The sequence below is a fragment of the Achromobacter deleyi genome (assembly GCF_013116765.2).
Classification (GTDB): domain Bacteria; phylum Pseudomonadota; class Gammaproteobacteria; order Burkholderiales; family Burkholderiaceae_B; genus Achromobacter; species Achromobacter deleyi_A.
In genome coordinates, this window is the sequence record NZ_CP074375.1 from 5,349,771 (window position 1) to 5,373,099 (window position 23,329).

A 23,329-nucleotide genomic window follows, 5' to 3' on the forward strand; every position below is an offset into this window, starting at 1 on the left:
GGTTATTCTGCTTTGGCGTTGTCGGGGACGGGCGGTTCGAGTTCGACGGCCTCGGGGCAGGTGAGCTTTTGGGGCGGCCAGCTTTGCCTGTCCTGCTCATCCACGATCACGATCGAATCGCACAGCACGCCGAACAGGGCGGTCGTCTTCCCCTTGGTGTCGATGAACTCCACCAGCCTGTCGCGGCGGACCATCGCGCGCTCTTCGCGGAAGTCGTCCGCCCAGATGAAGGCGGGCGCAATCGCATAGCGGCCGGTCAGGTCGACGTAGCCGTACAGCTTGCCGGTGCGCTCCAGGCGGCGCGCCTTGGCCAGGCCGTTCTTCAGGGCGCCGAGCTGGTCGAAGTGCGCTCCCACGACGCGTTTGCCGGCCGCGTCGATGAAGCCGTATTTTCCTTTCTCGTCGCTATAGGGCACCACGCCCTCGCTGGCGTTGCGCTCGTCCACGGCGTAGCGTCCGGCGATGCGCGCAATCTCGCGGCCCTGCAGGTCCGTCATGATGCTGGCGGAGTTTTTCTCGTCGCCGAAGACGATGCGCCGCATCGACGCCAGCGGCGTGCCATCGCCCAGCTTCTCCAGCACGGCCCGGCCGTTCTGGTCGATCACGCGGTATCCCGATCCGACGTTCGCGCGGGCCAGGCCCTCTGGCTGCGCGAAGAATGGATTGAACTCGCCATAGATGGCGGGCACTTTCATGTTGCCGCGCGCGTCGATGGCGCCTTCGCGCTCGTCGTGTTTGACGTAGAGCCAGTCCCCGTACTGTTCCTTGCTCTCCGGCCGGCCGTCGGAGACGCGGACAGCGCCGCCTTGTGCGTCGAACAGCACGATGCTGGCATCGGCGAGTTCGCCCAGGAATCGTCCGTCCTTGAGCTTGTCGGGCTTGCCGATGATGGGTTCGCTGGACTTGCCGGTGTGCAGGTTGACCAGGCGGTAGGCGCTGTCGGAATAGCCGGGGCGCTTGCGCTTGGCCTCGGGGTCGTCGATCAGCATGAGGCCGTTGCCCAGGTACTCCATGTCGTAGGAGCCGGCATGGGTCGCGGGGATCACCCATTTTCCTTCGCGGTTGACCACGCCCCAGCGGCCCTTGTCTTCGACGCGGGCCCAGTCATCCTCGAATTCCTCGATGCGGTCGTAGGCGGGTTTCAGCGCGGGCGCGCCCTTGCGGATGTTCCAGATGCCCCAGCGGCGCTGGCGGTTCTCGTCCTGCGCGCGGTAGAAGAGCAGTTCGCCGTCGAGTTTTGAGGCCTCTTTCACGACGTCGGCGGGAATGGACACCGTCTTGCCGCGGGTGTCGATCAGCAGGGCGTCGTCGCGCTTCGTGCTTGCCGCGCGGGCCCAGGTGTAGGGGCCGCTGAAGGCGCGGATGTTGGTGAACCTGGGCGGCACGACCCAGGTTCCGTCCGCGCCGATCGCGCCGGCGCCGCCGTCTCTCGTGCGGACCACGAGCGGCATCGTGACGTCATAGGTCTCGATGTTCTCCCAGTCCGGATTCGTCACGATCTTGCCGTCGGCGGTCAGGATACCCAGGGGCTGTTGATAATCATTGGGACGCAGCAGCGCCAGTGGCGCGTCCGCGCCACGGGGATCGGCCTTCGTGCCGGGGTTCAAGGCGTCGATCTGATAGTCGCGCAGCCGTGCCACCGTCGCGTCTTCCAGCACGGGGCGGCCGTCGTGGGTATAGATCTGGAACAGCGTGCCCTCGTCGGAGGGGGCGATGGAGGTGTCCTGAGCGGCGCCATCGGGCGCGGCGTCGGCGTCCATGGCCGCAAGCGTCGTCGCATCGGCGGCTGCGGCATGCGCGGCGTCCGCCCCGCTGACAGGCGCGGCGATGTCCGCAGCGGCGTCAGCCTGCGCCTCCATTCCGGCCGCGACATCGGTCGCGGCCTCGGCCGTTTCGGGGGCGGCTTCCGCTTCTTCCGCCGCGCCCATCGCATCGGCTGCGGCGTCCATGGCGTCGCCGACCGGCGTGCCGGTGGCCGACACGTGGGCGCCGTATACCCACGCCTGACCACGGTTGATTTCCACGTTGCCGCTGCGCAACGGCAGCAGTCGGGCTTCGCCTGTCGGACCGATCAGCAAAGTCATGCCGGGCACCGCCGCATAGCGCCAACCGTCGCGCTCCTGCAGTCCCAGATACTCGACCGGGAACTCGTGGACGGTCTTGAGCTTGCCGTCCAACAGGGCCGAGTTGCCCGCTTGCGGCTTGACCAGCCACATGCCGGGCGTCAACAGCTGCACCCGTTCATAGCGGTCCTGCGAGACGGACTCGCCCTGGGTGTTCACGAATTCCCATAGCCGCTCGCGGCGCACGGCGACCACGTCGCCGTCGCGCATCGGCGCCTCCATGGATCGCAGCACCTGCGGGAGGATCGCCCAGTTGCCGCCGTTGTCCAGCAGCCCCCACCAGCCGCCGTAGCGCGTATCGCGCGACTGCGCCGGCAGATAGCCTCCGGTGGGCGCGGCCAGTGCCATTACGCCTTCGGGCAGCGTCGCGGCCTTGCCGGTCGCGGTGTTGAACAGGCGCGGCGGCGTCGGCACTTCCATGGACGCCAGTTTCTGGCCGGGCTGGAAGCCCCAGGTGCGCGTGCCCAGCGGAAAGGTCTTGATGACCTTGCCGTGGCGGTCGATCAGCACGTCCCGACCGTCTTCTTCGGCCAGCGCGGTGCCTTCGGCGTTAAAGCCCGTGGCGTTGGCGAAGCGCGGTTTGATGGCCCATTGGCCCTTGGTGTCGATATAGCCCCAGAGCTCGCCCTGGCTGACCGCCGCCAGGCCGTTCTGGAAGGGCCTGGCGTCCGAGTAGGCGGGCGTGATGGCCATGCGGCCGTGCTTGTCGATATAGCCCCAGGCGCCCGATTCGTCGCTGGCGGACCCGGTCAGCACCGCCGCCAGGCCTTCCTGATAGGCCTGATGGCAATAGCTGTCGGCCCCCTGGGCGTAATAGCTGGCCGCGCATTGCCGCATCCAGTCGGGCATGGCTTGCGCGGCGCCGCTGGCCAGGGGCAGGCCGGTCAGCGCCACGGCCAGGGCCAGCGGCTTGAAGGCGCGCGCCGCCCTCATCGGACGGTGGCGCGGGGGCGAACCGCGGGAACGAAAAAGCCAAGCCGGGCGTGCCACATGATCGGATGCCTGCCGAGTAAAGATGGGAAGGCAGCACTGTAACCAGGGGTAGTCGGGGAGGGACCCGATAAATGTAACTATAAAACACCAAGCGTTAGCATCACCCGGTGTTTAACCGGAATCGGCGCCGGCAATCGGCCAAAAGTCGTTAGTTGCAGTGAAGTTGGCGATTACCTGCCGCCAATAATCGCAAAGCGTCGAGGCAAGGGTTACGAGTCCAGCCCCACGCCGCGAACCCGCATGCGGATCCGCAACTGCGCGCGGGCGCGGGACAGCCGGCTGCGTACCGTGCCTACGGGCAATGCCAGCCGCTGGGCAGCCTCTTCGTAGGACAGTTCCTCCACGGCGATCAGGAGCAGCAGCTCGCGCAGGTCCGGCGGGATTTCGCCCAAGGCCCGGTCCACGATGCCGACCATCTGCCGCCATTCGGCCTGCGCCGGGGGATCCGGTTCGGCGCTGGGCTCGAACGCCAGCACATCGGCGTCCACAAAGGTGTAGCGCCGCTCCGGCGAGCGCGACAGGTGGTTGCGGATCAGGTTCAGCGCAATGCCGTAGAGCCAGGTCGACGGCTTGCTCTCGCCACGGAAGCGGTCGTAGGACAGCGACATCTCGGCGAATGCCTGCTGGGTGATGTCATCGGCTTCGCTGCGGTTGCCGACGTGCCGCTCGACGAAGCGCCGCAGCCGCTCGCTTTGCGCGCGCACCAACTCACCGATCGGATCGGCGGGCGGCGGGCGCGTGGCGGGAGCCGCGTTGGCGGGACGGCGGGGGGCGGCGACGGGAGCAGGGTGCATGGGGACGGTGCGGCTTGTTCATGGACGGGTTGCTCTACGCGTTTGGCGGCATGGGCCAGACGCGGGCGCAAGGCTTCCCGTTCCACATGTTTCGCGACACGGGGGAAGGCTTGGGCGGCGGGGGAGTCAATGCGCGCCCGCGATCCCTGACGTCTTGGCGAAAGAGAAGGCGCGGCGCTGCGAAGCCAGTCTAGTGTTGGAACACCTGATCGAAAATACGATGCGTGCCGTATTTTTCGCCGCCGCGTCGGGGGAGGATCAGCCTGTGGGCAGGCCCAGGCGCACCGCGTAGGCCACCAGCTCGGCCGTGCTGTGCAAGCCCAGTTTTCGCATCAGGTTCTCGCGATGCTTGCGCGCGGTGTAGGGGCTGATGTGCAGGTCTTGCGCAATCTGGGCCGCCGTCGCGCCCAGCGCCGCCATCGCCAGCACCTGCTGCTCGCGCCGGGTCAGGGTTTCGTCGGGCGTCTCGGCGTGCGTGGCGCGCGCGGCGCGCGGGCGCGCGGCCCCGCCGGCCAGTTCCGCAATGGCCGCCAGCAGCGGCTGCGAGTTCCCGGTCTTTGCCAGAAAGGCGTCGGCACCGGCCTCCAGCACGGCGATGCGCGTGCGCTCGTCGGTGTTGGCCGTCAGCACCATGATGTGCAGCGCCGGATAGCGCGCACGCAGCGCGCGCACCCAGCCCGATCCCGACACGCCGGGCATGCCCAGATCCAGCACCAGCAGGTCGGCGCCGTGCGCCGCCAGCAGCGCCAGCACCTGTTCGCCAGTGCCGGCCTCGTCCACCGCGCCGACCAGGGCCTGCGCCTGGGCCAGCATCATCCTCAAGCCTTCGCGCACGATGCCGTGGTCGTCGGCGATCAGGATGCGCAGAGGGGCTTGCGGGGGTGGAAAGCTCATTGGGGACAGTGTAATGACATGATGTGTCAGAATGATGCGTCATTATAGGGACACGATCCCGGCCCAGGCCCATGACTCCTTCTGCCTCCTCCGCCGCGCCATCCGCGCCCGGGACCCGAGCGCTTTCCCCGGGCGGCCAGCAGCCGCCGCTGGCGGCTGCGCCGACCCGGGCCGCGCTGGCCGGGCTGCTTTACAAGCAGTCCTATGGCGTGCTGTTCGCCAATTTCGTCGTGGTGATCCCGGTGGCCTACGTGATGCAGGCCAGCGTGCCGACCTGGCTGCTGGCCGCCTGGGCCGCCGCCATCTACCTGCTGACCGCGCTGCGGGCGGGCCTGAGCCGGCGCTTTCTGCGGCGGCAGGCCGCGCCGCCCGCCGTGCGCCCGTGGGTGCTCGGCTTTACCGCGCTGTCCTGGCTGTCGGGCCTGCTGTGGGGGCTGGCCGGCCTGGCGGCCGTGCTGTCGCACGACGACATGATGCTGGCGTTCGGCTGCGTGATGCTGGCCGGCATGTGCAGCGGCGCGGTGCCGTCGCTGTCCGCCTATCCGCCCGCCTACGCAGGATCGGCGCTGGCCATGCTGGCGCCGTTCACCGCGGCCTGCCTGGCCGTGGGAGACGGCTTGCACCTGGTGTATGCGGCCTTCGCCCTCTGCCTGCTGGCCGTGAACATGTACTTCAGCGCCATCACCTATCGCAGCCTCAAGGCCACGGTGGCGCTGCGCTTCGAAAACCTGGCCCTGATCGACAGCCTGGAACGCGAGCGCGACCGGGTCGCCGCGGCGGACGAGGCCAAGACCCGCTTCCTGGCCGCTGCAGGGCACGACCTGCGCCAGCCCGTCCACGCGCTGGGCCTGTTCACCGACATCCTGGCCAGCCGCGCCGCGCAAGGGCACATCAGCCCGCAGGACGCGCTGCACGTGGCGCAGCGCCAGCAAACGGTGCTGGAAGGCCTGAACCGGCTGCTGGACGGCCTGCTGGACATCTCCCGCATGGACGTGCACCTGCTGCGCATCGAACGCCGCCGCGTCAGCCTTGACGCCCTGTTCGAAGCGCTGCGGCAAGACTACGAACCGCAGGCGCAGGCGCGCGGCCTGGTGTTGTCGGTCCTGCCCACGGATATCGACCTGGATACGGACCCGGCGCTGTTGCGCCGCATCCTGGACAACCTGCTGGGCAACGCGCTGTCCTACACGGCGAAGGGCCGCGTGCTGCTGTGCGCCCGGCGCCGGCGCGGGGGCGCCTTGATCCAGGTCTGGGACACCGGCGTGGGCATCGCGCCCGAGGCGCAAGAGACAGTCTTTGCCGAGTTCACGCGCGGCGCGGGCGCGGCGGACGCGCCGCCCGCGGGGCAGGGACTGGGCCTGGGCCTCGCCATCGTGCGCAGGCTGACGGGGCTGCTGGGATACGAAGCCACCGTGAGGTCGGCGGTGGGCAAGGGCTCGGTGTTTTCGGTCTGGGTGCCCGCGTTACGGCAAGCGGGCTGATCCGGCTGGCATTCCCGCAGCGCATGCAGCGGACAAAAAATAATCGGTTGAATCGCGGGCGCGCCGCCCCTGTAATAGAGCCGTGCCCGCCTGAACGGGGGTGAAGCTACGCAAGAGGTTCGCCATGTCCAACCCGAGCAAATCTTCCCTGGATGCTTCGCAGCTGTGGCTGCTGGTGCTGGCCGGCGGCGTCGTCATGGGCCTGGCCCTGGGCGTACGCCATGTGCAGGGCCTGTTCCTGTTGCCTGTCACGATGGACCGGGCCTGGAGCCGCGAAACCTTCGCCATCGCGCTGGCCGTGCAGAACCTGACCTGGGGCATCGTGCAGCCGTTTACCGGCATGATCGCCGACCGCTACGGCTCGGCCAAGGTCATCGCGGGCGGGCTGCTGTTCTATGGGCTGGGCCTGGTCGGAATGGCGCATGCGACGACGCCGGCGGGCTTTCTGTGGACGGCGGGGGTGTGCATCGGGATTGCGCTGTCCGGCACGGCGTTCGCCGCCATCTACGGCGCGCTGAGCCGCCTGGTGCCGCCGGACCGGCGCAGTTGGGCGCTGGGTGTGGCGGGCGCGGTGGGCGGCCTGGGGCAGTTCACCATGGTGCCGGCGGCGCAATGGCTGATCGGCGGCTGGGGCTGGGTCACGGCGCTGCTGGTGTTTGCATTGGTCCTGGCCTTCCTGCTGCCCTTGGCGCTGCCCCTGCGCGAGCCGGCCGGCAAGACCCGGGACGCCACCGCGCCGGACGCCAATCTCTCCATGACGGCCGCCATCCGCGAAGCCTTCGCCCGCCCCGGGTTCTGGCTGCTGAACCTGGGCTTCCTGGCCTGTGGCTTCCAGCTGGCATTCATCGGCACGCACCTGCCGGCCTACCTGATGGACAAGGGTCTGCGCGCCTCCGATGCGGTGGCGGCCCTGGCCATCATCGCGTTGACCAACGTCATGGGCACTTATGTCTGCGGCATCCTGGGGGCGCACCATCGCCGCAAATATCTGCTGGCCGGCATCTACCTGCTGCGCACGGCCGCCATCGCCTTGTTCGTGCTGCTGCCGCTATCCACATGGTCGGTCTATGCATTTGCCGCCGTCATGGGCTTTGTCTGGCTGGGCACGGTGCCGCTCACGAACGGCCTGATCTCGCAGGTGTTCGGCGTGCGCTACATCACGACCTTGTTCGGCTTCGTATTCTTTGGCCATCAGCTGGGATCGTTCCTGGGCGTGTGGCTGGGCGGCGTGGTGTTCGAAGCCACCAGGTCCTACGACCCGATCTGGCTGGGGGCGATGGGGCTGGGCGTGCTGTCGGCCGCCTTGCACTGGCCGATCGATGACCGCGAGATCCAGCGCGTCCGCCCCGCAGGCGCGCCGGGATAGCCGCGGCATATCGGGCGCTACACCGGCCGGTGCTGCGTGCCCGCGCCCATGGTGATGTGCAGCATGCGGCAGGGCTCGATCACCTTGACGGTGTGCCACGCGCCCTTCGGGATCACATAGGCATCGCCGGCCAGCATCTTCACGAACTGGATGCCGGTGGGCCATTCCAGATGCAGTTCCGCCGCGCCGGACATCAGGCGCACGATCTCGTCGGCCCCGGGATGCATTTCCCATTGCGGCCAGTCACTCGCGAACGTGTATTCGGACACCAGCCAGCCGCGTCCGTATTTTTCGAGTTCGTCCCCGGACTGCGACCAGAACGCATCGCCGCCATCCACGGTGGCGGCGGCGCCGGAGGCGTCCAGGAACACATAGTGCGACGACAGGTCGGTAGCCATGATGCGCATCCTTGGGGTGGGGCGTTCGGGCAGTGTATGACAGCACGGCCGTCATGCCGAAGCGTTTATCATGTGGACCTTCGGCAACCACGGGAGAGGGCGATGAGCAAAGGATTCGAAGGGGTAAGGCCCGCGTCCGAATCATCCATCGAGATCGGCTTCTTCTTTGACGGCCGGCACTGTGTCGAGCGCGTCCGGGTCAAGCCTACCGCCGCCAATCTCAAGCGCGCCGCTGACCGCCGGACCGCCATTCTCGAGGCCATCGCGCGCGGCGATTTCGACTACGACGCCGAATTCCCCAAGCGCGGCACTAAGGGTTCCGCATGACAAGCAACACGCAGCTGGAAATCAACGATCTCACGCCGGAGGCGTTCGCCGCCTACGGCTGGATGCTGGGCAAGCCGATGCCGGACGGCCATGGCGTGCCGTTGTACATCAACGCCGCTACCGACTTCTGGCAGGAACACCTGTTCAACACCGGGGCGGGCGGCGATGCGGAACTCCTGTGGGTCAACTACCGCAGCCAGTCCAACGAAGTCTCCAGCCTGGAAAAGCACCTGCTGACGCAGCAGGCCATCGTTCCGCTGACGGGCGCAATCATCCAGGCCGTGGCCTGCAGCGCCGCCGACGGCAGTCCCGACCTGTCCACCCTGGCTGCCTTCCGTGTGCCACAGGGGCAGGGCGTCTGCATGCGGCCGGGCTGCTGGCACGCCACGCGCGTTACCGACGCCGAGGTCACCTGCCTGATGCTGACGCGGCGCTCCACCACGGTGGACCTGATCCAGCACCTGACCACCGATGCCCGCGCCACGGAAAGCGCCATCGCCGCCATCCCCGCCCACCAGCTGGAACTGCAGGCAGAGCAGGCCCAAACCGCCTGACCGCCGATGTCGGGCCCATGCCCGGCATATTTCCGCCAACCGAAAGGACGGCGGGATCGCAGAGCTTTGACGCAGTCCTTGCTGGTGTCGCTGCTGGCCCGCGTCACGATCAGCGCATCGCCGCCATCGCATCCCACCTGCCAGGCCTTCAGTCCTCTTCGCTTAACGCGTATCCCATGCGCGCGAACAGCGGCCACTTGTTGCGGTAGCTGTCCGTCCAGCACATGCCGTAGAACGCGCCGAACGGCGCATCCACCGCATGCACCGTCACCTGCGCGGCAGCCTCGGCATCCTTCGGGCAGAACGCCTGGCCCGGCGTCGGGTACAGCGCGCCGTCCCAGATCGGCTGGTCGCAATGTTCGCAAAAATTGCTCCATTCCCCACCCCGGTCCGGGTTCGGGCGGTAGCGCGGGGCAAGGGCCTGCATCGCCTGCGTCACCGTAGTCGACAAGGCCCTAGTCGCGGAGATCATGGCCGGGCCGGCGATCTCCTGCCATTGCGCGGGGCTGAACAGCCATTCACGGAACGCCTGCGGATTCAAGCCTGGGCTGTCGTCGTCGTCATCGTCCAGCACCAGATCGGCCTCGGTGCTTTCATGGCCGGGCGGCACCGCCAGCGCGTGTACCCGCGATACCTCGCCGCAGGCCGCGCAGCGGTGCGTGGCCTGCAGCACGAAGTACGAGGACGCGCGTATGTTCATGGACTCGCCGTCCGGACCGTTCGTGCCGAGGTCTTGCGTTTCCATCTTCCGTCTGCCGTTGCTGTCGGGCGCGCGCGCATCGCGCCAGCCTTGCCGTTTCTTTTACATGACCGGGAAATATGCCAGAATCCCCCGGAATCCGAGCCTTGCACGCGACGCTGCCGCCAACTGGGCGTTGCCAACATCACGTAATGTTGGAGCATTGAATGCGCGACCGTCAGATTAGCACTGGATTTTTCCACGCAAACCGCCACTTGTTTCCCAGGGCGATCGCCGCCGCGGCGCTGGCCGGCGGCCTGACGGGATGCAGCTTCACGTCGCCGGACGCAGCAACCGGATCCCAATCCGTCGGCATCCAGGGCGTCACCGCGCAACAGGCGCGAAGCATTGCGCGCGAGGCCTATCTTTACGGCACGCCCATGGTCGCCAGCTACCGCGCCATGTACGCGTTCAGCATCGACAAGAACGGTCCACGGTACAAGGGGCCGTTCAATACCCTCAACGCGGTCAACGCCGGGGACGCCGCCACCGCCGGCCAGGCGCCCGCCGCCCAGTACTCGTTCGCGGCATTGGACCTGCGCGCCGAACCTGTCGTCATCACGGTGCCGCGCGCGGAAAAGCGACGCGACTTCGTCCTGCAATTGATGGACCTGTACAACTACCGGTTTGCCTACATTGGCAGTCAGGCCACCGGCAACGGCGGCGGCAGCTTCCTGGTCGCCGGCCCGTCCTGGAAAGGCAAGGTCCCTGCAGGCATCACCAAGGTGTTCGTGTCCGAAACCGAGCTTGCCACGCTGGTGGCGCGTACGCAGCGCTTCAACGCGGCCGACCAGGAAAACGTCAAACGCATCCAGTCCAGCTACAAGGTCCAGCCCCTGTCGGCCTTCCGCAAGCAATCCGCGCCCGCCGCGCCGGCCGCCGTGGAATGGCTCGCGCCGGCGACGAGCGCGCAGATGTACTCGTCCCTGGAGTTCTACGAGGAACTGGCCTTCCTGCTGCAGTTCGCGCCCACGCATTCCTCCGAGAAGTGGCTGCGCGAGCGCTTCGCCAGCATCGGCCTGAAGCCCGGCACGCCCTTCGACACCGAAGCGCTGAACCCCGCCCTGCGGCGCGCGCTGCAAGAGGGCATGCACGACGGCAAGAACGACATCGACAAGAACCGCGCGGCGCGGGGCGGCAAGACCGATACGCTCTTCGGCGACCGCGGCACGCTCAAGAACGACTACCTGTCTCGGGCCACCGGCGCGCAGATGGGTATCTTCGTCATCGGCGGCAAGGAAGCGCCGCCGGCGGCACCTGAAAAGTAGACCCAGCAACGCATGAAGCGCAATTTCAACATCCACGACCTGCGCATTTTCTATGCGGTGGTCATGACCGGGTCCACCCGGCAGGCGGCGCATGCCATGCACCTGACCCAGCCGGCGATCAGCCACGCGATCTCGCGCCTGGAAAGCGCCACCGGCGTCCAGCTGTTCGACCGGTCCCACAAGACCCTGCGTCCCACCGAAGCCGGCCAGTACCTGTACAGCGAAGCCAAGTTCGTGCTGGACGAGCTGGTGCGCATCGACGAGGCGCTGCACAGCATCGAGCAATTCGGCGGACGCGGCCTGCGCATTGCCTCGTCGCCGGCGCTGGCGCTGGGCTACGCGCCCGACGCCGTGCGGCGCTATCTGGACATCAACGGCACGCGGCCGTTTTCCATCGATGTCGAATCGTCCGTGCAGGTGATCAGCGCGGTGGAAACCATGCGCGCGGACTTCGGCCTGGGCGCCGTCGGACGCGACAGCACCCGGCTGAGCTTCACCTCATTCCTGCGCGCGGACGTCATGGCGATCGCGCACCGCGAGCACCCGCTGGCCGGGCGCGAAGTCATCGCCGTCGGCGACATTCCGCCCGAGACCTACGTCAAGCCGCTGTGGTCCGACTACGTCGTGGCCCAGGGCGACATCGCCGATTCGCTGCTGCTGCGTTCCGGCATGCAGGCGCACATGTCGCTGGTGCCGGGCACGGTACGGGCGGTCAAGGGCATCAGCCTGGTCAACGCCTTGTCCGCGTCGGACATCGTGGCGTCCTTCCCGGACCTGGTCGCGCTGCCGCTGGCGTCGCGGCAGTGGTTCGACTTCCTGCTCATCACCCGCATCGAAACGCGCGACCAGGACCTGAGCGGACGGCTGCTGGACGCCTTGCGCGCCACGGCCCAGGAACGCCGCCGCGGCGTCTACCAGCAGACCATCGAATTGCTGGACTAGGGCCTGCGCGAGGCCCCATCGGGTTCGAACAGGCCCAGGCTCAGGCCGCGGGCGGCTGCCAGGGCAGCGATTGCAGGTCTCCGTCTATGCTGATGGCCTGCCCGCTGACCATCGCCCCAAACGGACTGGCCAGGAACAGCGCCATGTTGGCGATGTCCGCCGCGCGCACGAACTGCCGCAGGCTGACGCCGGACAGCTCCAGCCTGGTCTCTTCCTCCACCGTCAGCCCCATGTTCTTCGCCCGCGCCGCGATCACCCGGTCGATGCGCGGCCCCGCCACCAGCCCCGGCAGCAGCGCGTTGACCCGGATGCCCAGCGGCCCGAGTTCCACCGCCAGCGAGCGGGTCAGCCCCACCACACCCCATTTGGTGGCCGCGTACGGCGTGCGCATCGGCACGCCCATCCGGCCTGCCACCGAACTGATGTTGATGATGCTGCCGCCGCCCGCCTCGCGCAGCGCCGGCAATGCGTGCCGCACCGTATGGAACTGCGACGCCAGGTTGATGTCCAGCGTCGCGTCCAGGTCCTGCGCGGAGATGTCGGCGATGCCCGCCGTCGGGCCCGCGATGCCGGCGTTGTTGACCAGCACGTCCAGCCCGCCCAGGTGCGACAGCGCCGTCTGCATGTAGCGATCGATCTCGTCGCGCCGGCTCACGTCCGCGCGCGCCCAGGCGTGGCGGCAGCCGGCCAGCGCCTGTTCGTCCACATCGCACAGATGCACGCGGGCACCGCGCTCGGCAAAGGCATCGGCCAGCGCCGCGCCGATGCCGGCCGCGCCGGCCGTGACGATGACCCGCTTGCCCGACAGGTCCACGGGCAGGGCAGGGAAGCTGGGGGCAGTGTTCATGCGCGTTTCCGGTTGGTCCATGGCATCAAGGCTTCATCAGGCGGCAGGTCGATTCCGCCGGCGACGTATAGACCTGGTCGCCCGGCACCCGGGTCACCAGCTTGTAGTAGTCCCACGGGCCCTTGGACTCCGCCGGCGTCTTCACCTGCATCAGGAACATGTCGTGCACCATCAGCCCGTCGGCGCGGATCTTGCCGTCCTTCACGAAGAAGTCGTTCACGGGGTTCGTCTTCAGCCACTTCATGATGGTCTCGCCGTCGGTGCTCTTGGTGGCCTCCACCGCCTTCAGATAGGTTGTCGCGGCGGAATAGTCGCCCGCCTGCAGCATGGACGGCTTCTTCTTCATCACCGCCTCGAAGCGCGACGCCCACTTGCGCGACGAGTCGTCCTGGTCCCAGTACCAGGCCGTGGTCAGGTACATGTTCTGCGCCGCCTGCAAACCCAGCGCGTGCACGTCGGTGATCAGCACCAGCAAGCCCGCGATCTTCATCTTCGGCGTCAGCCCGAATTCATTCGCGGCCTTGACCGCATTGCTGGTGTCGCTGGCGGAATTGGCCAGCCCCAGCACCTGCGCGCCCGAGGCCTGCGCCTGCAGGATGAACGACGAGAAATCCGCCGTGTTCAGCGGATGCCGCACCCGCCCCTTGGCATTGCCGCCGTCGGCCTGCACCACCGCCGACGCGTCGCGCTCCAGCGCATGGCCGAAGGCGTGGTCCACCGTCAGGAAGAACCAGTCTTTGTTCCCTTCCTTCATCATGGCCCGCGCCGTTCCGCGCGCCAGCGACACCGTGTCGTACACGTAATGCACGGTGTAGGGCGTGCACTGGGAATTCGTCAGTTCCGACGCGCCCGCGCTCACCACGAAGAACGGCGTCTTCTTTTCTTCGGCCACCTTCGCCATCGCCAGCGCCGCCGCGGAATTCGCGCCGGCGATCAGCATGTTCACGCCCTTCTGGTCCAGCCATTCCCGCGCGCGGGACGAGGCGATGTCGGCGCGGTTCTGGTGGTCCGCCACCAGAACCTCCACCTTCTTGCCCGCCACCATCCCGCCCAGGTCCGCCACCGCCATCTTGATCGCCTCGGCCCCGCCCGGCCCGTCGGCATCCGCCGACAAGCCGGACATGTCCGTGATGAACCCGATGCGGATCACGCCGTCGTCGGCCTGCGCGGCGCCCGCCATCCCCAACAGCGCGGCCACGGCCGTCGCGCACAATGTCTTTTTCATGTCTGGTCTCCCCACTGGATAGAACGGTTGTTCAGAACGCGACGTTGCCGCGTCCCTTCAGTTGCAGCGTCTCACGCGCCTCGTTGGGTGTGGCGACTTGCAGGGACAGGTCTTCCAGAATCCGGCGAATCCGACGCACCTGATCCGCGTTGGACCGGGCCAGCTCGCCCGGCCCGTCCCACAAGGAATCCTCCAGCCCCACGCGCACATTTCCGCCCATCGTCGCCGCCATCGTGGCCAGCGGCGTCTGCTTGCGCCCGGCGGCCAGCACCGACCAGATGTAGTCGTCGCCGAACAGGCGGTCGGCCGTGCGCTTCATCATCATCACGTCTTCCGGATGCGTGCCGATCCCGCCGCGTATCCCGAATACCGACTGGATCAGGAACGGCGGCTTGAGCAGCTTGCGATCCACGAAATGCGCGGCCGTGTACAGGTGCCCGATGTCATAGCACTCGATCTCGAACCGCGTGCCGTTATCGCTGCACGACGACAGGATGTGCTCGATATCCTTGAACGTGTTCTTGAAGATCAGATCATTGCTGCCCTCCAGATAGGGCAGTTCCCAGGCGTGCTTGAACTCCTTGAAGCGCTCAAGCAGCTCATACATCCCGAAGTTCATCGACCCCATGTTCAGAGACGCCACTTCGGGCTTGAACTGCAGGGCCGGCGCCATGCGCTCGGCGATCGGCAGCACCGGCGAGCCACCCGTGGTGATGTTGATCACCACGTCGGACTCCTGCTTGATGCGCGGCAGGAACTGCGCATACAGCGCCGGGTCCTGGGTCGGCTGGCCGGTATCCGGCTTGCGCGCGTGCAAATGCACGATCGCCGCGCCCGCCTCGGCGGCTTCCAGCGCGGACCGCGCGATCTCGTCGGGCGTGACGGGCAGATGGGGCGACATCGACGGCGTATGGACCGAGCCGGTAATGGCGCAGGTAATGATTACCTTCTTGGACTGTTTCATGGGCCTCTGGCGTGCGCGTTGGATTCTTATGGCCCCGGCTGTCTCCTCCGGGTGTGGGCCATTCTGTCGCACGCCCAAGGGCGCTGTCACCTGAACATAAATTATCAATTGATAGGGAATCCGGTGCTGCGGTGCAACGTGAAAAATGGGCAGTCTGTGCGGGGTCCGAATGCGCCGCCAGTGGTACGCTGAAATACAATATTGGTATGCCGAAATACCTGTTCCGGCCCCAGACTTGATTACGCGGAAAGCTGCTTCCATGCCTCACATCCCGCCCCAACGCCCGACGCGGCCCATGCCGCCGGCGCGTGCCCGGACCTGTCTTTTGGGGGCATGGTCATGAGCTACGTGCTTGCGGTGGATCTGGGCGGCACGCGTTTCCGCGCCGCGCTGGTTGACGGCGCGGGCGGCATCGCCCATTCCTGCCACATCGACAGCCCGGCCGGCTCCGGGGACCATCCCGGTTGGGAAGACATCGACGCCGACGTCTGGTGGCAGGGCCTGCAGTCCCTGTCCGATACCTTGGCCGCACACGCCGGCCCCGCGTTCGGCGCCGTGCAGGCCATCGCCATCTGCGGAGTCACGCGCACCCAGATCTTCGTCGACGCGCAAGGCACGCCCATCCGCCCGGCCATCACCTGGCGCGACTCGCGCACGGCGGGAGACGTCCCGCATTGGCTGGCATCCATGCCGGCATCCCATCCCGAATTCCCGCAAATCAACGCCTTTCACCCGTGGGCACGCGTGGCGTGGCTGCTGCGCACGGAACCTGCGCACGCCGCCCGGGTGAAGGCGGTGCTGGAACCCAAGGACTACCTGAACTTCCGCCTGACCGGCCGCATGGCCAGCGACACGGTCTCCATGGCCCGGCTGGCCGCCGCCGCCGAAGCGCACGCCTCGGGCCCGGACCTGCTGACCGCCGCGGGCGCCGATCCGGGCTGGGTCCCGGCCCTGCTGGACCCCCTGGATACCGTCGGCCCGGTGCAGGCCGGCCTGCCCGGATCCCTCGGCCGCCTGGCCGGACGCCCCGTGGTCGCCTGCTCCAACGACACCTGGGCCGCCGTCGCCGGCCTGGGCGCCCTGCGCCCCGGCTACGCCTACAACATCTCCGGCACCACCGAGGTCTTTGGCGCCGTCGGCGCCGAGCCGGTGCAGGCGCAGGGCCTGATGACCGTGGATTGGGGCGGAGGCCACCACCAGATCGGCGGACCGGGCCAGAACGGCGCGGACACCGTCGCATGGCTCCTGCCCTTGCTGGGCCGCCTGGGCGAAGACGGCATGGCCGGCGTGGGCGACGTAATGACCGACCTGCTGGATGCGCCCCGCGACCAGCAACCGGCCCTGTTCCTGCCCTACCTGCAAGGCGAGCGCGTGCCGTACTGGGATCCGCACCTGCGTGGCGCCTTTCTTGGCCTGAACCGCCGCCACGGCCCGGGCGACCTGGCCTGGGCCGTGCTGGAAGGCGTGGCCTTCCTCAACCGCGTGGTGCTCGAGCGCGCCGAAACCGCGCTGGGCGCGCCGGTGGCCGAAATCCGCTTCGGCGGCGGCGCGGCGTCCAATGCGCAGTGGTGCCAGGTCAAGGCGGACATCTGCGAGCGGCCCGTCGTGGTTGGACACGCCGAACAGCCCGGTGTCCTGGGCGCCGCCGTCGCGGCCTGGACGACCCTGGGACGGCACAGCAGCTTCGCCCAGGCCCAGGACTCCCTGGCGCGCGCCGCGCAGCGCTACGAGCCCCAGCCCGAGCGGGCCCACTCCTACCGCCGCATGTACGCCCAGTTCCGCGCCGCCGAGGCTGCGCTGGCGCCCGTGTCGCATGCCCTGGCCGGGATCAAGGTCGTATAAACTGCTACGCCATCAGGGCGCGGTCGCCCGGCAGGCGGTGGACAACCCTTGCACAGACAAGAATTCAAACGCGGCAAGGGTTGAATCGATGCGCGGCATCCTGGAAAAGTACGGCACGGCAATCGCGGGATTGGTCCTCGTGGGCTTCTTCGCCATCGCCGCCCCGAACTTCGCGGCGCCCAACAACCTGCTGAACATCGCCAAGGAAACCAGCTTCCTGGCCATCATCGCCATCGGCTTCACGCTGGCCTTGGTCACCGCCGAACTGGACCTGTCCGTCGCCGACGTCGCCAGCCTGGCCGCCGTCGTCACCGGCGCCCTGGTGCACACTGGCCAGCCCGTGCTGCTGGCCATCGCCGCCGGCCTGGGCGTGGGCCTGCTCTGCGGCCTGGTCAACGGCATCGCCGTCACCCGCCTGCGAGTCCCGTCGCTCATCGCCACGCTGGGCATGGCCGCCATGGCGCGCGGCTTTGCCTTCATGCTGACGGACGGCGTCTCCTACGTGGGCCGCTGGCCCGCCGCGTTCACCGACCTGGCCCGCGCCAAACCCTTCGGTGTCCCCGCGCTGGTGCTGTGGATGCTGGGCACCGTGCTGGTGGCCTACTTCCTCATCAAGTGGACCCGCACCGGCGCCCGCATGACCGCCACCGGCGAGGCCGGAGAATCCGCCCGCCTGGCCGGCATCAACATCCGCGCCATGAAAAGCATAGGCCTGGCCCTGTCCGGCCTGTGCGCGGGGCTGGCCGCCGTCCTGCTCACGTCCAGCCTGTCGTCCGCCGCACCCAACATGGCCGGCGACTACTTCCTGTACGCGATTGCCGCCGTCTTGCTGGGCATGACCATGTTCAACCCCGGCCACGCCAACATCCCCGGCACGCTCGTCGCCGCGCTGATCCTCAAGGTGCTGGGCAACGGCCTGGTCCTGATGGGCGCGCCGTACTACGTGCAGGACATCGTTCTGGGCTTCATCATGATCGCGTCCGTCGCGGTGTCATCGGCCGTACTGAAGAAAGCGGCCTTCAAATTCTGACCGGAAGGGGAAACCACCATGAACAAACTCCTGAAGCGCACGCTGCTGGCCAGCGCCTTCGCCGTCCAGGCCCTGGCCGCCAGCGCCGCCCACGCCTTTGACGTCGGCATCGTCGCCTTCCAGATGTCGTCCGAAACGCACGCGCGCGTCGCCAACGCCGCGGCCGAAGCGGCCCGCGCCAAGGGCTGGACCGTCACCCAACTGAACGCCGAAGGCTCCTTGCCCAAGCTGGCCGAACAGCTCGACACCCTGGTCAACAAAAAGGTCGACGCTATCGTCATCGCCATGGGCAAGCCGGTAGAGACCGACGCCCAGCTGCAATCCGCCAAGGAAAAAGGCATCCCCGTCGTCGGCGTCATGTCCGGCGCCAGTCCGCACATGCTGTTCGACGTCGAAGTCAACGAATACGCCACCGGCGCCCAGTCCGTGCTGTACCTGTTGGGCAAGATGGGCTACCAGGGCAACATCCTGTCCGCCCGCTTTGACGGCAACTCCGGCACCCGCATCCGCGGCAAGATGCTCGATGCCGTATTGACGGAGAACACCGCCGTCAAGGACCTGGCCAAGTTCAGCATGGCCCGCACCCAAAGCTGGCGCGACGATGTCCGCAATGGCATGCAAGCTCTGTTCCTGCGTCACCAGGGCCAGTTCAAGGGCGTATGGGCATCGTTCGACGGCCAAGCCTACGTCATCGACGACCTGCTGCAATCCCAAGGCATGAAGAAGGGCGACATCACCCTGGTGTCCGTGGACGGCGGCCCTGAAACCTACCGCCGCATCGCCGACCCCAACAGCCTGATCACCGCCACCATGATGATCCCGTTCGAACAGCTGGGCACGAGCGCCATCGACTCCATCGACCGCATCGTCGTCAAGAAGGAACCCAAGGAAAAAGTCGCCGCCGGCCCGTACCGGTTCATGGACTCGGTGCTGGTCGACGAGACCAACGTCCAGAAATTCCTGCAACCCGCCGCCAAATAAGAGTTGACCGCCATGACCGCCGCGCTGTCGCTACGCCAGATCCGCAAGTCCTATGGGGCTGTCGAGGCCTTGAAGGGCGTGGACCTGGACGTGCCCGAGGGCAAGGTCATGGCCATCTGCGGCGACAACGGCGCAGGCAAATCCACACTGATCCGCATCATCTCCGGCGCGCAGGAACCCAGCGGCGGAGAACTGAGCCTGAACGGCCAGAAGGTGGTGTTCGGATCGCCCCACGATGCGCTGGTGCAGGGCATCGCCACGATTTACCAGGACCTGGCGCTGGCACCCCGCCTGTCGATCTGGGAGAACGTCTTCATGGGCGCCGAACTGGTGCGCCGCGTGGGCTTGTTCAGCGTCCTGGACAAGCGCCGCATGGCGGTCGATGCGCGCGGGTATCTGCAACGACTGTCCGTGCCCATCGAAGACATGGACCGCCCGGTGGAACGCATGTCCGGCGGCCAGCGCCAGGCCGTCGCCATCGCCCGCGCCCTGCGCTGGGACGCGCGCGTCGTCATCATGGACGAACCCACCGCCGCGCTGGGCGTCAAGGAAACGGCGCTGGTGCTGAACCTGGTGCGCAAGCTGCGCGAAGAAGGGCGCACCGTAATCCTGATCAGCCACAACATGGCCGACGTAGTCGCGCTGGCCGACCGGGTCGCAATCCTGAAGAGCGGGACGAAGGTCATCGAACGCGATGTGGCCGGGCTGGACGCCGATGCGCTGGCGCACATGGTGATGACCGGCAAGGAATGACCGGCTACTGATCCGACGCATAAAAAAGGCCGCCGCCGGGTTCCCCCTGGCGGCGGCCTTCTTGCGTGCGGCAGCGGGACTTAGTCCTTGCGGCTGGTCACTTCAACCAGGTGATAACCGAACTGGGTCTTCACCGGGCCCTGGACCACGCCAACCGGGGCGCTGAACACGACGGTATCGAATTCCTTGACCATCTGGCCCGGGCCAAAGGAACCCAGGTTGCCACCGTCACGGCTCGACGGGCAGCTGGAGTTTTCCTTGGCGAGCTGAGCGAAGTCAGCGCCATTTTCAATGGCGGTCTTGAGTTCGTTGGCGCGGGCTTCGGTGGAGACGAGGATATGACGGGCGGAGGCTTGTGCCATGAGGAGGCTCCTTGGGAGGCTTGATTTGGGGAGGGGGAGAGTAACGCATTAAGCGGTGAGGCGCTGGAACCGCTAGGGTAACTCGGAAGCGCAGCCGGTCGCGCAAAGCGCCTTGCACCCGCACCATGATTCTTAATGATTATTTCAAAATGTTATAACTAGGCCCAGATCATTTATTGATGGATGACGCAAGAGGTCGTCCGCAAAAAGAGGCCGAAAGCGCTATGGGTATTCAGGATTGTCTGACTAAGGTTCTGACGGGGTACGAAGCGGCGTGCGACGAGCTCTTCCCGAAACATCCCCTTGCTCAGTTCATCCGTGATGATTTTCGCGTCACGGTGGAGGACATCATCGGTGCCGATCAGCAACTCACCTGCAAAGGCAGTTCGGGCCAGGGCGGTTGGGTGCGCGGCCCATGGGTTGGCATTTTCTATGGCCCGATTACACAAGGGGCACAGTCCGGCTACTACCCCGTCTATCTATTTCGCGAAGACATGCAAGGTGTGTACCTGAGTTTGAACCAGGGCATGACCGAAGCGAAGGCACATTACAAATCGGATGCTAAGACCGCGCTGAAGGCGAAGGCCGCAAACTTCAGAGCATTGCTTGGCTCCGCTTGGGAACGGTTTCCTTTATGGAAGATCGACCTTGCGCCCAGCGCACCTTCTAACAACACGGCCTTCTACGAAGCTGCAAACATTTGCGCTAAGTACTACCGGGCTGATGCACTACCTTCGGAAGAAGTCCTGGTGGATGATTTGAAGGCAATGCTCCAGTTGTATGGCCAGCTGTACGAAGCGGAGACCGCAGGCGGCTTTGGTCCAGAATCGGAATTGGATGAGCCGAAAGAATTGCTCTATGAAGACCTGACACGGTTTCGGATGCATAAGCGCTTGGAGCGAAGCGTCAAGTTATCAAAGCTCGTCAAGGTAAAGAAGGGCTGTGTCTGCGAAGTCTGTAGTATCGACTTTGAGAAGATTTATGGCGAGATTGGTAAGGGCTACATTGAGGCGCATCATTTGCGTCCGCTTGCTACGCTGAAGGGGCAGAAGGTGCCGATGGATCCGGAGACTGATTTCGCAGTGCTTTGTGCCAACTGTCATCGGATGATTCATAAGTCCGATTGCATTTCGGATGTGGGGGAGTTCAAGAATAAGCACTTCGCAACTGTATGATCGGGATCGAGTAAACATTAGGCCGCGTCGATGCATGAATCTGCATTGAAATTTGAGGCGGCTGTCGGAGAGGGTGGTATGGCATTGAATCTGGGCAAGGCTGTCGTGAACTTCCTGCAAGACCGTGCAGATCAAAAGTTCACGGCACGTCAGATCGCGGAGTGGATATTCGCCACTTTTTCCGACGAGTGCCAAGCGAAGAAGATAAATAGCCAGTCTCTGAATACGGATGCTGAACTGATCCAGCAACTAGTTGCGGAGATTAGTGCGCAGCGGCCGAGGCTTCAGACGAAGTGCCCTGAGCTGAAGATCACCGAGGGACGGCCACGCAAGTACTACTACTCGGAGAAGTCGGATAGCGATGAAGTCGCCGCAGCTGAGAGCGACCTCCCGATTCCTGCACCGAATCCATTGGACTCCAAACTCCATGAGCACGCGTTGTATCCACTCCTCTCTCTGTACCTATGGGAGGAGTTTGGCGTCTACTCCAATCGCATAGATGAAAAACGTTCGTCCAACAAGCGTGGGCCCAATGGGAATCGATGGCTCTATCCAGACCTGGTGGGGATGGAGGATTTAGGTGCTGAATGGCATCGTGAGGTGCGAGACTGCGTGAATCAGTATTCTGACAAGCGAACCAAGCTGTGGTCGTTTGAAGTGAAGCTACTGATCAACCGGTCGAATGCGCGCGAGTGCTTCTTTCAGGCTGTTTCGAATTCGTCTTGGGCGAATTTTGGCTATCTCGTGGCTGCGGAGATCGAAGGCCATGACACGCTTAAAGAGCTACGGATGCTCTTTGCTGCCCATGGAATCGGACTCATCAAACTGGATGTCGAGAATCCTGCTGACAGCCAGGTGTTGGTGCCTGCCCGCGAACGCGATGAGATCGACTGGGATATGGTCAATAGGCTGGCCACAGAGAACAGGGATTTCCTGGAGTACGTGAAGCTCATTAAGCAGTTCTATCAGACTGGAGAGGCACGGCCAACTGATTGGGATATTCCCACGGCATTGGAATAGAAGTGGCTGGAACATCAAAGCGCGGGTGGACCGGGTGCGCAAATCGTCCGCTCCTCGTGATTGCTTCTCTTATAAGCACTTCGGGCGGGCACAATCCCAGAAGATGAATGTGCACGCCTGGCCGAGAGCAAGCCGCGTTAGGCTGGAGCCCGCTACCGGAGCAAGCTACGCGGGCAGGTGGAGAACCTCGCCCTAACGCCCCGTCGCGTTAGGCACTTAGCCGGGGCTGAGCAGAGCCGAGGTGACCCAGGCGCCGATCCGTCCACCAGGGAAGGTTGAAGGGCGTCGATAGCGCAGGTGGATACTCTGCGAGACCGAAAGTTATGTCGTACCCCGTTCCGCGGGACCGATTAGGTGCACCAATCTTTGCGATTAATCCATCAATGACTAAAATGCAGTCATTGACTAATGGAGCGTTATTATGGCGACCATGACCATCCGAAACATCGACGACCAACTCAAGGCACGCCTACGCATACAGGCAGCCCAGCACGGACGTTCGATGGAGGACGAGGCCCGCGACATTCTGCGCGCCGCCCTTTCCTCTGAGCTGCCCCGCGGCCCTTCGCTGATCGGTGCGATCCGCGCGCGCATCGTCCCGCTGGGGGGGCTTGAGTTGGATCTGCCTGCACGTGAACCAATACGCACGCCGCCGGAGCTCGACGCTTGATCATCCTGGATACCAACGTCATCTCGGAAATCCTGCGCCCGGTGCCTGATGCACGGGTCGTGGCTTGGCTCGAAGCCCAGCCGCGAACTGCGCTGTTTACGACGACCGTCACCCGGGGCGAATTGCTTTACGGCGTGAGGTTGCTCCCTGAAGGTCAGCGCAGAGTCGCGCTGCTCGAAGCCGTGCTGGCGATCTTTGCGGCAGACCTGGCGGGGCAGGTCCTTAACTTTGATGGCGAGGCCGCAGACGCGTATGCGGAAATCGCTGCTGAGCGCCGCGCGCTCGGCAGGCCGGTTAGCCAGTTCGATGCAATGATCGCGGGCATTGCTCGATCACGGGGCGCGAGCTTGGCAACCCGTAACGTCAGAGATTTCTCAGACTGCGGAATCAACGTGATTGATCCCTGGAACTGCTGACAGGCGATCCCGCGGCCTTGCTACGTGCTGGACGAATACGCCGCTGAGGGCCAGGGCCCCCACATCCGCACTTCCCCTAATACCCCCACCCCTCCTTATACGATTATCGTATTTTCAACCTACCCCTCCCGGGGTACGTACACAGCCGAGGCAACGCGGGCTGGC

At 65.8% G+C, this 23,329-nt stretch carries 23 protein-coding genes; 14 read left to right on the plus strand and 9 right to left on the minus strand.

Annotated elements, in window-relative coordinates:
* Positions 1 to 2: 2 nt before the first annotated feature.
* The 3 genes from HLG70_RS24300 to HLG70_RS24310 all read right to left on the minus strand — a co-directional run bounded on the left by HLG70_RS24300 (position 3) and on the right by HLG70_RS24310 (position 4,804).
* Positions 3 to 3,056 (minus strand): WG repeat-containing protein, encoded by a 3,054-nt coding sequence (locus HLG70_RS24300; RefSeq protein WP_171663030.1) that lies wholly within the window; start codon positions 3,054 to 3,056, stop codon positions 3 to 5.
* 269 nt (positions 3,057 to 3,325) lie between these two features.
* Positions 3,326 to 3,910 (minus strand): RNA polymerase sigma factor, encoded by a 585-nt coding sequence (locus HLG70_RS24305; protein ID WP_171663029.1) that lies wholly within the window; start codon positions 3,908 to 3,910, stop codon positions 3,326 to 3,328.
* Positions 3,911 to 4,168: 258 nt separating this feature from the next.
* Positions 4,169 to 4,804, minus strand: coding sequence for a response regulator (locus tag HLG70_RS24310; RefSeq protein WP_171663028.1), 636 nt, complete (start codon positions 4,802 to 4,804; stop codon positions 4,169 to 4,171).
* A gap of 71 nt (positions 4,805 to 4,875) precedes the next feature.
* Here HLG70_RS24310 and HLG70_RS24315 point away from each other — a divergent pair, with 71 nt between their 5' ends.
* Entirely contained in the window at positions 4,876 to 6,285 is a 1,410-nt protein-coding gene (locus tag HLG70_RS24315; RefSeq protein WP_171663027.1) for a sensor histidine kinase, read from the plus strand.
* Positions 6,286 to 6,409: 124 nt separating this feature from the next.
* Positions 6,410 to 7,651: an MFS transporter gene (locus tag HLG70_RS24320; RefSeq protein ID WP_171663026.1), complete on the plus strand. Its 1,242-nt coding sequence runs from the start codon at positions 6,410 to 6,412 to the stop codon at positions 7,649 to 7,651.
* Between the two features lie 17 nt (positions 7,652 to 7,668).
* On the opposite strand, the gene HLG70_RS24325 is transcribed toward HLG70_RS24320, so the two are convergent.
* Positions 7,669 to 8,049 carry a cupin domain-containing protein gene (locus HLG70_RS24325; RefSeq protein WP_171663025.1) on the minus strand — a complete coding sequence of 127 codons (381 nt, stop codon included), beginning with the start codon at positions 8,047 to 8,049 and terminating at the stop codon, positions 7,669 to 7,671.
* 102 nt (positions 8,050 to 8,151) lie between these two features.
* On the opposite strand from HLG70_RS24325, the gene HLG70_RS24330 reads away from it, so the two are divergent.
* Both HLG70_RS24330 and HLG70_RS24335 read left to right on the plus strand, forming a co-directional pair.
* Positions 8,152 to 8,376 (plus strand): Arm DNA-binding domain-containing protein, encoded by a 225-nt coding sequence (locus HLG70_RS24330; protein WP_171663024.1) that lies wholly within the window; start codon positions 8,152 to 8,154, stop codon positions 8,374 to 8,376.
* Positions 8,373 to 8,930 carry an ureidoglycolate lyase gene (locus HLG70_RS24335; RefSeq protein WP_171663023.1) on the plus strand — a complete coding sequence of 186 codons (558 nt, stop codon included), beginning with the start codon at positions 8,373 to 8,375 and terminating at the stop codon, positions 8,928 to 8,930. Before HLG70_RS24330 ends, HLG70_RS24335 begins: the two co-directional genes overlap by 4 nt.
* Positions 8,931 to 9,078: 148 nt before the next feature.
* Here the strand turns inward: HLG70_RS24335 and HLG70_RS24340 are convergent, their stop codons facing one another.
* Positions 9,079 to 9,675: a hypothetical protein gene (locus HLG70_RS24340; RefSeq protein ID WP_171663022.1), complete on the minus strand. Its 597-nt coding sequence runs from the start codon at positions 9,673 to 9,675 to the stop codon at positions 9,079 to 9,081.
* Positions 9,676 to 9,884: 209 nt separating this feature from the next.
* Here HLG70_RS24340 and HLG70_RS24345 point away from each other — a divergent pair, with 209 nt between their 5' ends.
* The gene (locus HLG70_RS24345; RefSeq protein WP_234103185.1) at positions 9,885 to 10,937 is read left to right on the plus strand and encodes a DUF1254 domain-containing protein; all 1,053 of its coding nucleotides are present in this window, start codon (positions 9,885 to 9,887) and stop codon (positions 10,935 to 10,937) included.
* A gap of 12 nt (positions 10,938 to 10,949) precedes the next feature.
* Entirely contained in the window at positions 10,950 to 11,879 is a 930-nt protein-coding gene (locus tag HLG70_RS24350; RefSeq protein WP_171663020.1) for a LysR family transcriptional regulator, read from the plus strand.
* 40 nt (positions 11,880 to 11,919) lie between these two features.
* On the opposite strand, the gene HLG70_RS24355 is transcribed toward HLG70_RS24350, so the two are convergent.
* The 3 genes from HLG70_RS24355 to HLG70_RS24365 are packed head-to-tail and all read right to left on the minus strand — an operon-like array spanning position 11,920 to position 14,915.
* Positions 11,920 to 12,726, minus strand: coding sequence for an SDR family oxidoreductase (locus tag HLG70_RS24355; RefSeq protein ID WP_213697133.1), 807 nt, complete (start codon positions 12,724 to 12,726; stop codon positions 11,920 to 11,922).
* Positions 12,727 to 12,751: 25 nt separating this feature from the next.
* Positions 12,752 to 13,951, minus strand: a complete 1,200-nt coding sequence (locus tag HLG70_RS24360) for an ABC transporter substrate-binding protein (RefSeq protein WP_171663018.1) — start codon at positions 13,949 to 13,951, stop codon at positions 12,752 to 12,754.
* 31 nt (positions 13,952 to 13,982) lie between these two features.
* Complete coding sequence (locus HLG70_RS24365) at positions 13,983 to 14,915, minus strand: 3-keto-5-aminohexanoate cleavage protein (RefSeq protein ID WP_171663017.1); 933 nt, start codon at positions 14,913 to 14,915, stop codon at positions 13,983 to 13,985.
* 339 nt (positions 14,916 to 15,254) lie between these two features.
* Here HLG70_RS24365 and HLG70_RS24370 point away from each other — a divergent pair, with 339 nt between their 5' ends.
* The 4 genes from HLG70_RS24370 to HLG70_RS24385 all read left to right on the plus strand — a co-directional run bounded on the left by HLG70_RS24370 (position 15,255) and on the right by HLG70_RS24385 (position 19,521).
* Positions 15,255 to 16,757 carry a xylulokinase gene (locus tag HLG70_RS24370; RefSeq protein ID WP_171663016.1) on the plus strand — a complete coding sequence of 501 codons (1,503 nt, stop codon included), beginning with the start codon at positions 15,255 to 15,257 and terminating at the stop codon, positions 16,755 to 16,757.
* An 88-nt stretch (positions 16,758 to 16,845) separates the two neighbouring features.
* Positions 16,846 to 17,787, plus strand: a complete 942-nt coding sequence (locus HLG70_RS24375; protein WP_171663015.1) for an ABC transporter permease — start codon at positions 16,846 to 16,848, stop codon at positions 17,785 to 17,787.
* Between the two features lie 18 nt (positions 17,788 to 17,805).
* Positions 17,806 to 18,768, plus strand: a complete 963-nt coding sequence (locus tag HLG70_RS24380; RefSeq protein ID WP_171663014.1) for a sugar ABC transporter substrate-binding protein — start codon at positions 17,806 to 17,808, stop codon at positions 18,766 to 18,768.
* 12 nt (positions 18,769 to 18,780) lie between these two features.
* A complete protein-coding gene (locus tag HLG70_RS24385; RefSeq protein WP_171663013.1) occupies positions 18,781 to 19,521 on the plus strand; it encodes an ATP-binding cassette domain-containing protein in 741 nt (246 codons plus the stop codon).
* Between the two features lie 80 nt (positions 19,522 to 19,601).
* Here HLG70_RS24385 and HLG70_RS24390 read toward each other — a convergent pair whose 3' ends face one another.
* Complete coding sequence (locus tag HLG70_RS24390; RefSeq protein ID WP_171663012.1) at positions 19,602 to 19,883, minus strand: peptidylprolyl isomerase; 282 nt, start codon at positions 19,881 to 19,883, stop codon at positions 19,602 to 19,604.
* A gap of 179 nt (positions 19,884 to 20,062) precedes the next feature.
* On the opposite strand from HLG70_RS24390, the gene HLG70_RS24395 reads away from it, so the two are divergent.
* The 4 genes from HLG70_RS24395 (at position 20,063) to HLG70_RS24410 (ending at position 23,164) form a co-directional block, all read left to right on the plus strand.
* Positions 20,063 to 21,058: an MrcB family domain-containing protein gene (locus tag HLG70_RS24395; protein ID WP_234103187.1), complete on the plus strand. Its 996-nt coding sequence runs from the start codon at positions 20,063 to 20,065 to the stop codon at positions 21,056 to 21,058.
* A gap of 78 nt (positions 21,059 to 21,136) precedes the next feature.
* Positions 21,137 to 22,078, plus strand: coding sequence for a COG2958 family protein (locus HLG70_RS24400; protein ID WP_171663011.1), 942 nt, complete (start codon positions 21,137 to 21,139; stop codon positions 22,076 to 22,078).
* Between the two features lie 421 nt (positions 22,079 to 22,499).
* On the plus strand, positions 22,500 to 22,748 hold the full coding sequence (locus HLG70_RS24405) for a FitA-like ribbon-helix-helix domain-containing protein (protein ID WP_171663010.1): 249 nt from the start codon (positions 22,500 to 22,502) through the stop codon (positions 22,746 to 22,748).
* On the plus strand, positions 22,745 to 23,164 hold the full coding sequence (locus HLG70_RS24410) for a type II toxin-antitoxin system VapC family toxin (protein WP_171663009.1): 420 nt from the start codon (positions 22,745 to 22,747) through the stop codon (positions 23,162 to 23,164). Before HLG70_RS24405 ends, HLG70_RS24410 begins: the two co-directional genes overlap by 4 nt.
* The last annotated feature ends 165 nt before the right edge of the window (positions 23,165 to 23,329 follow it).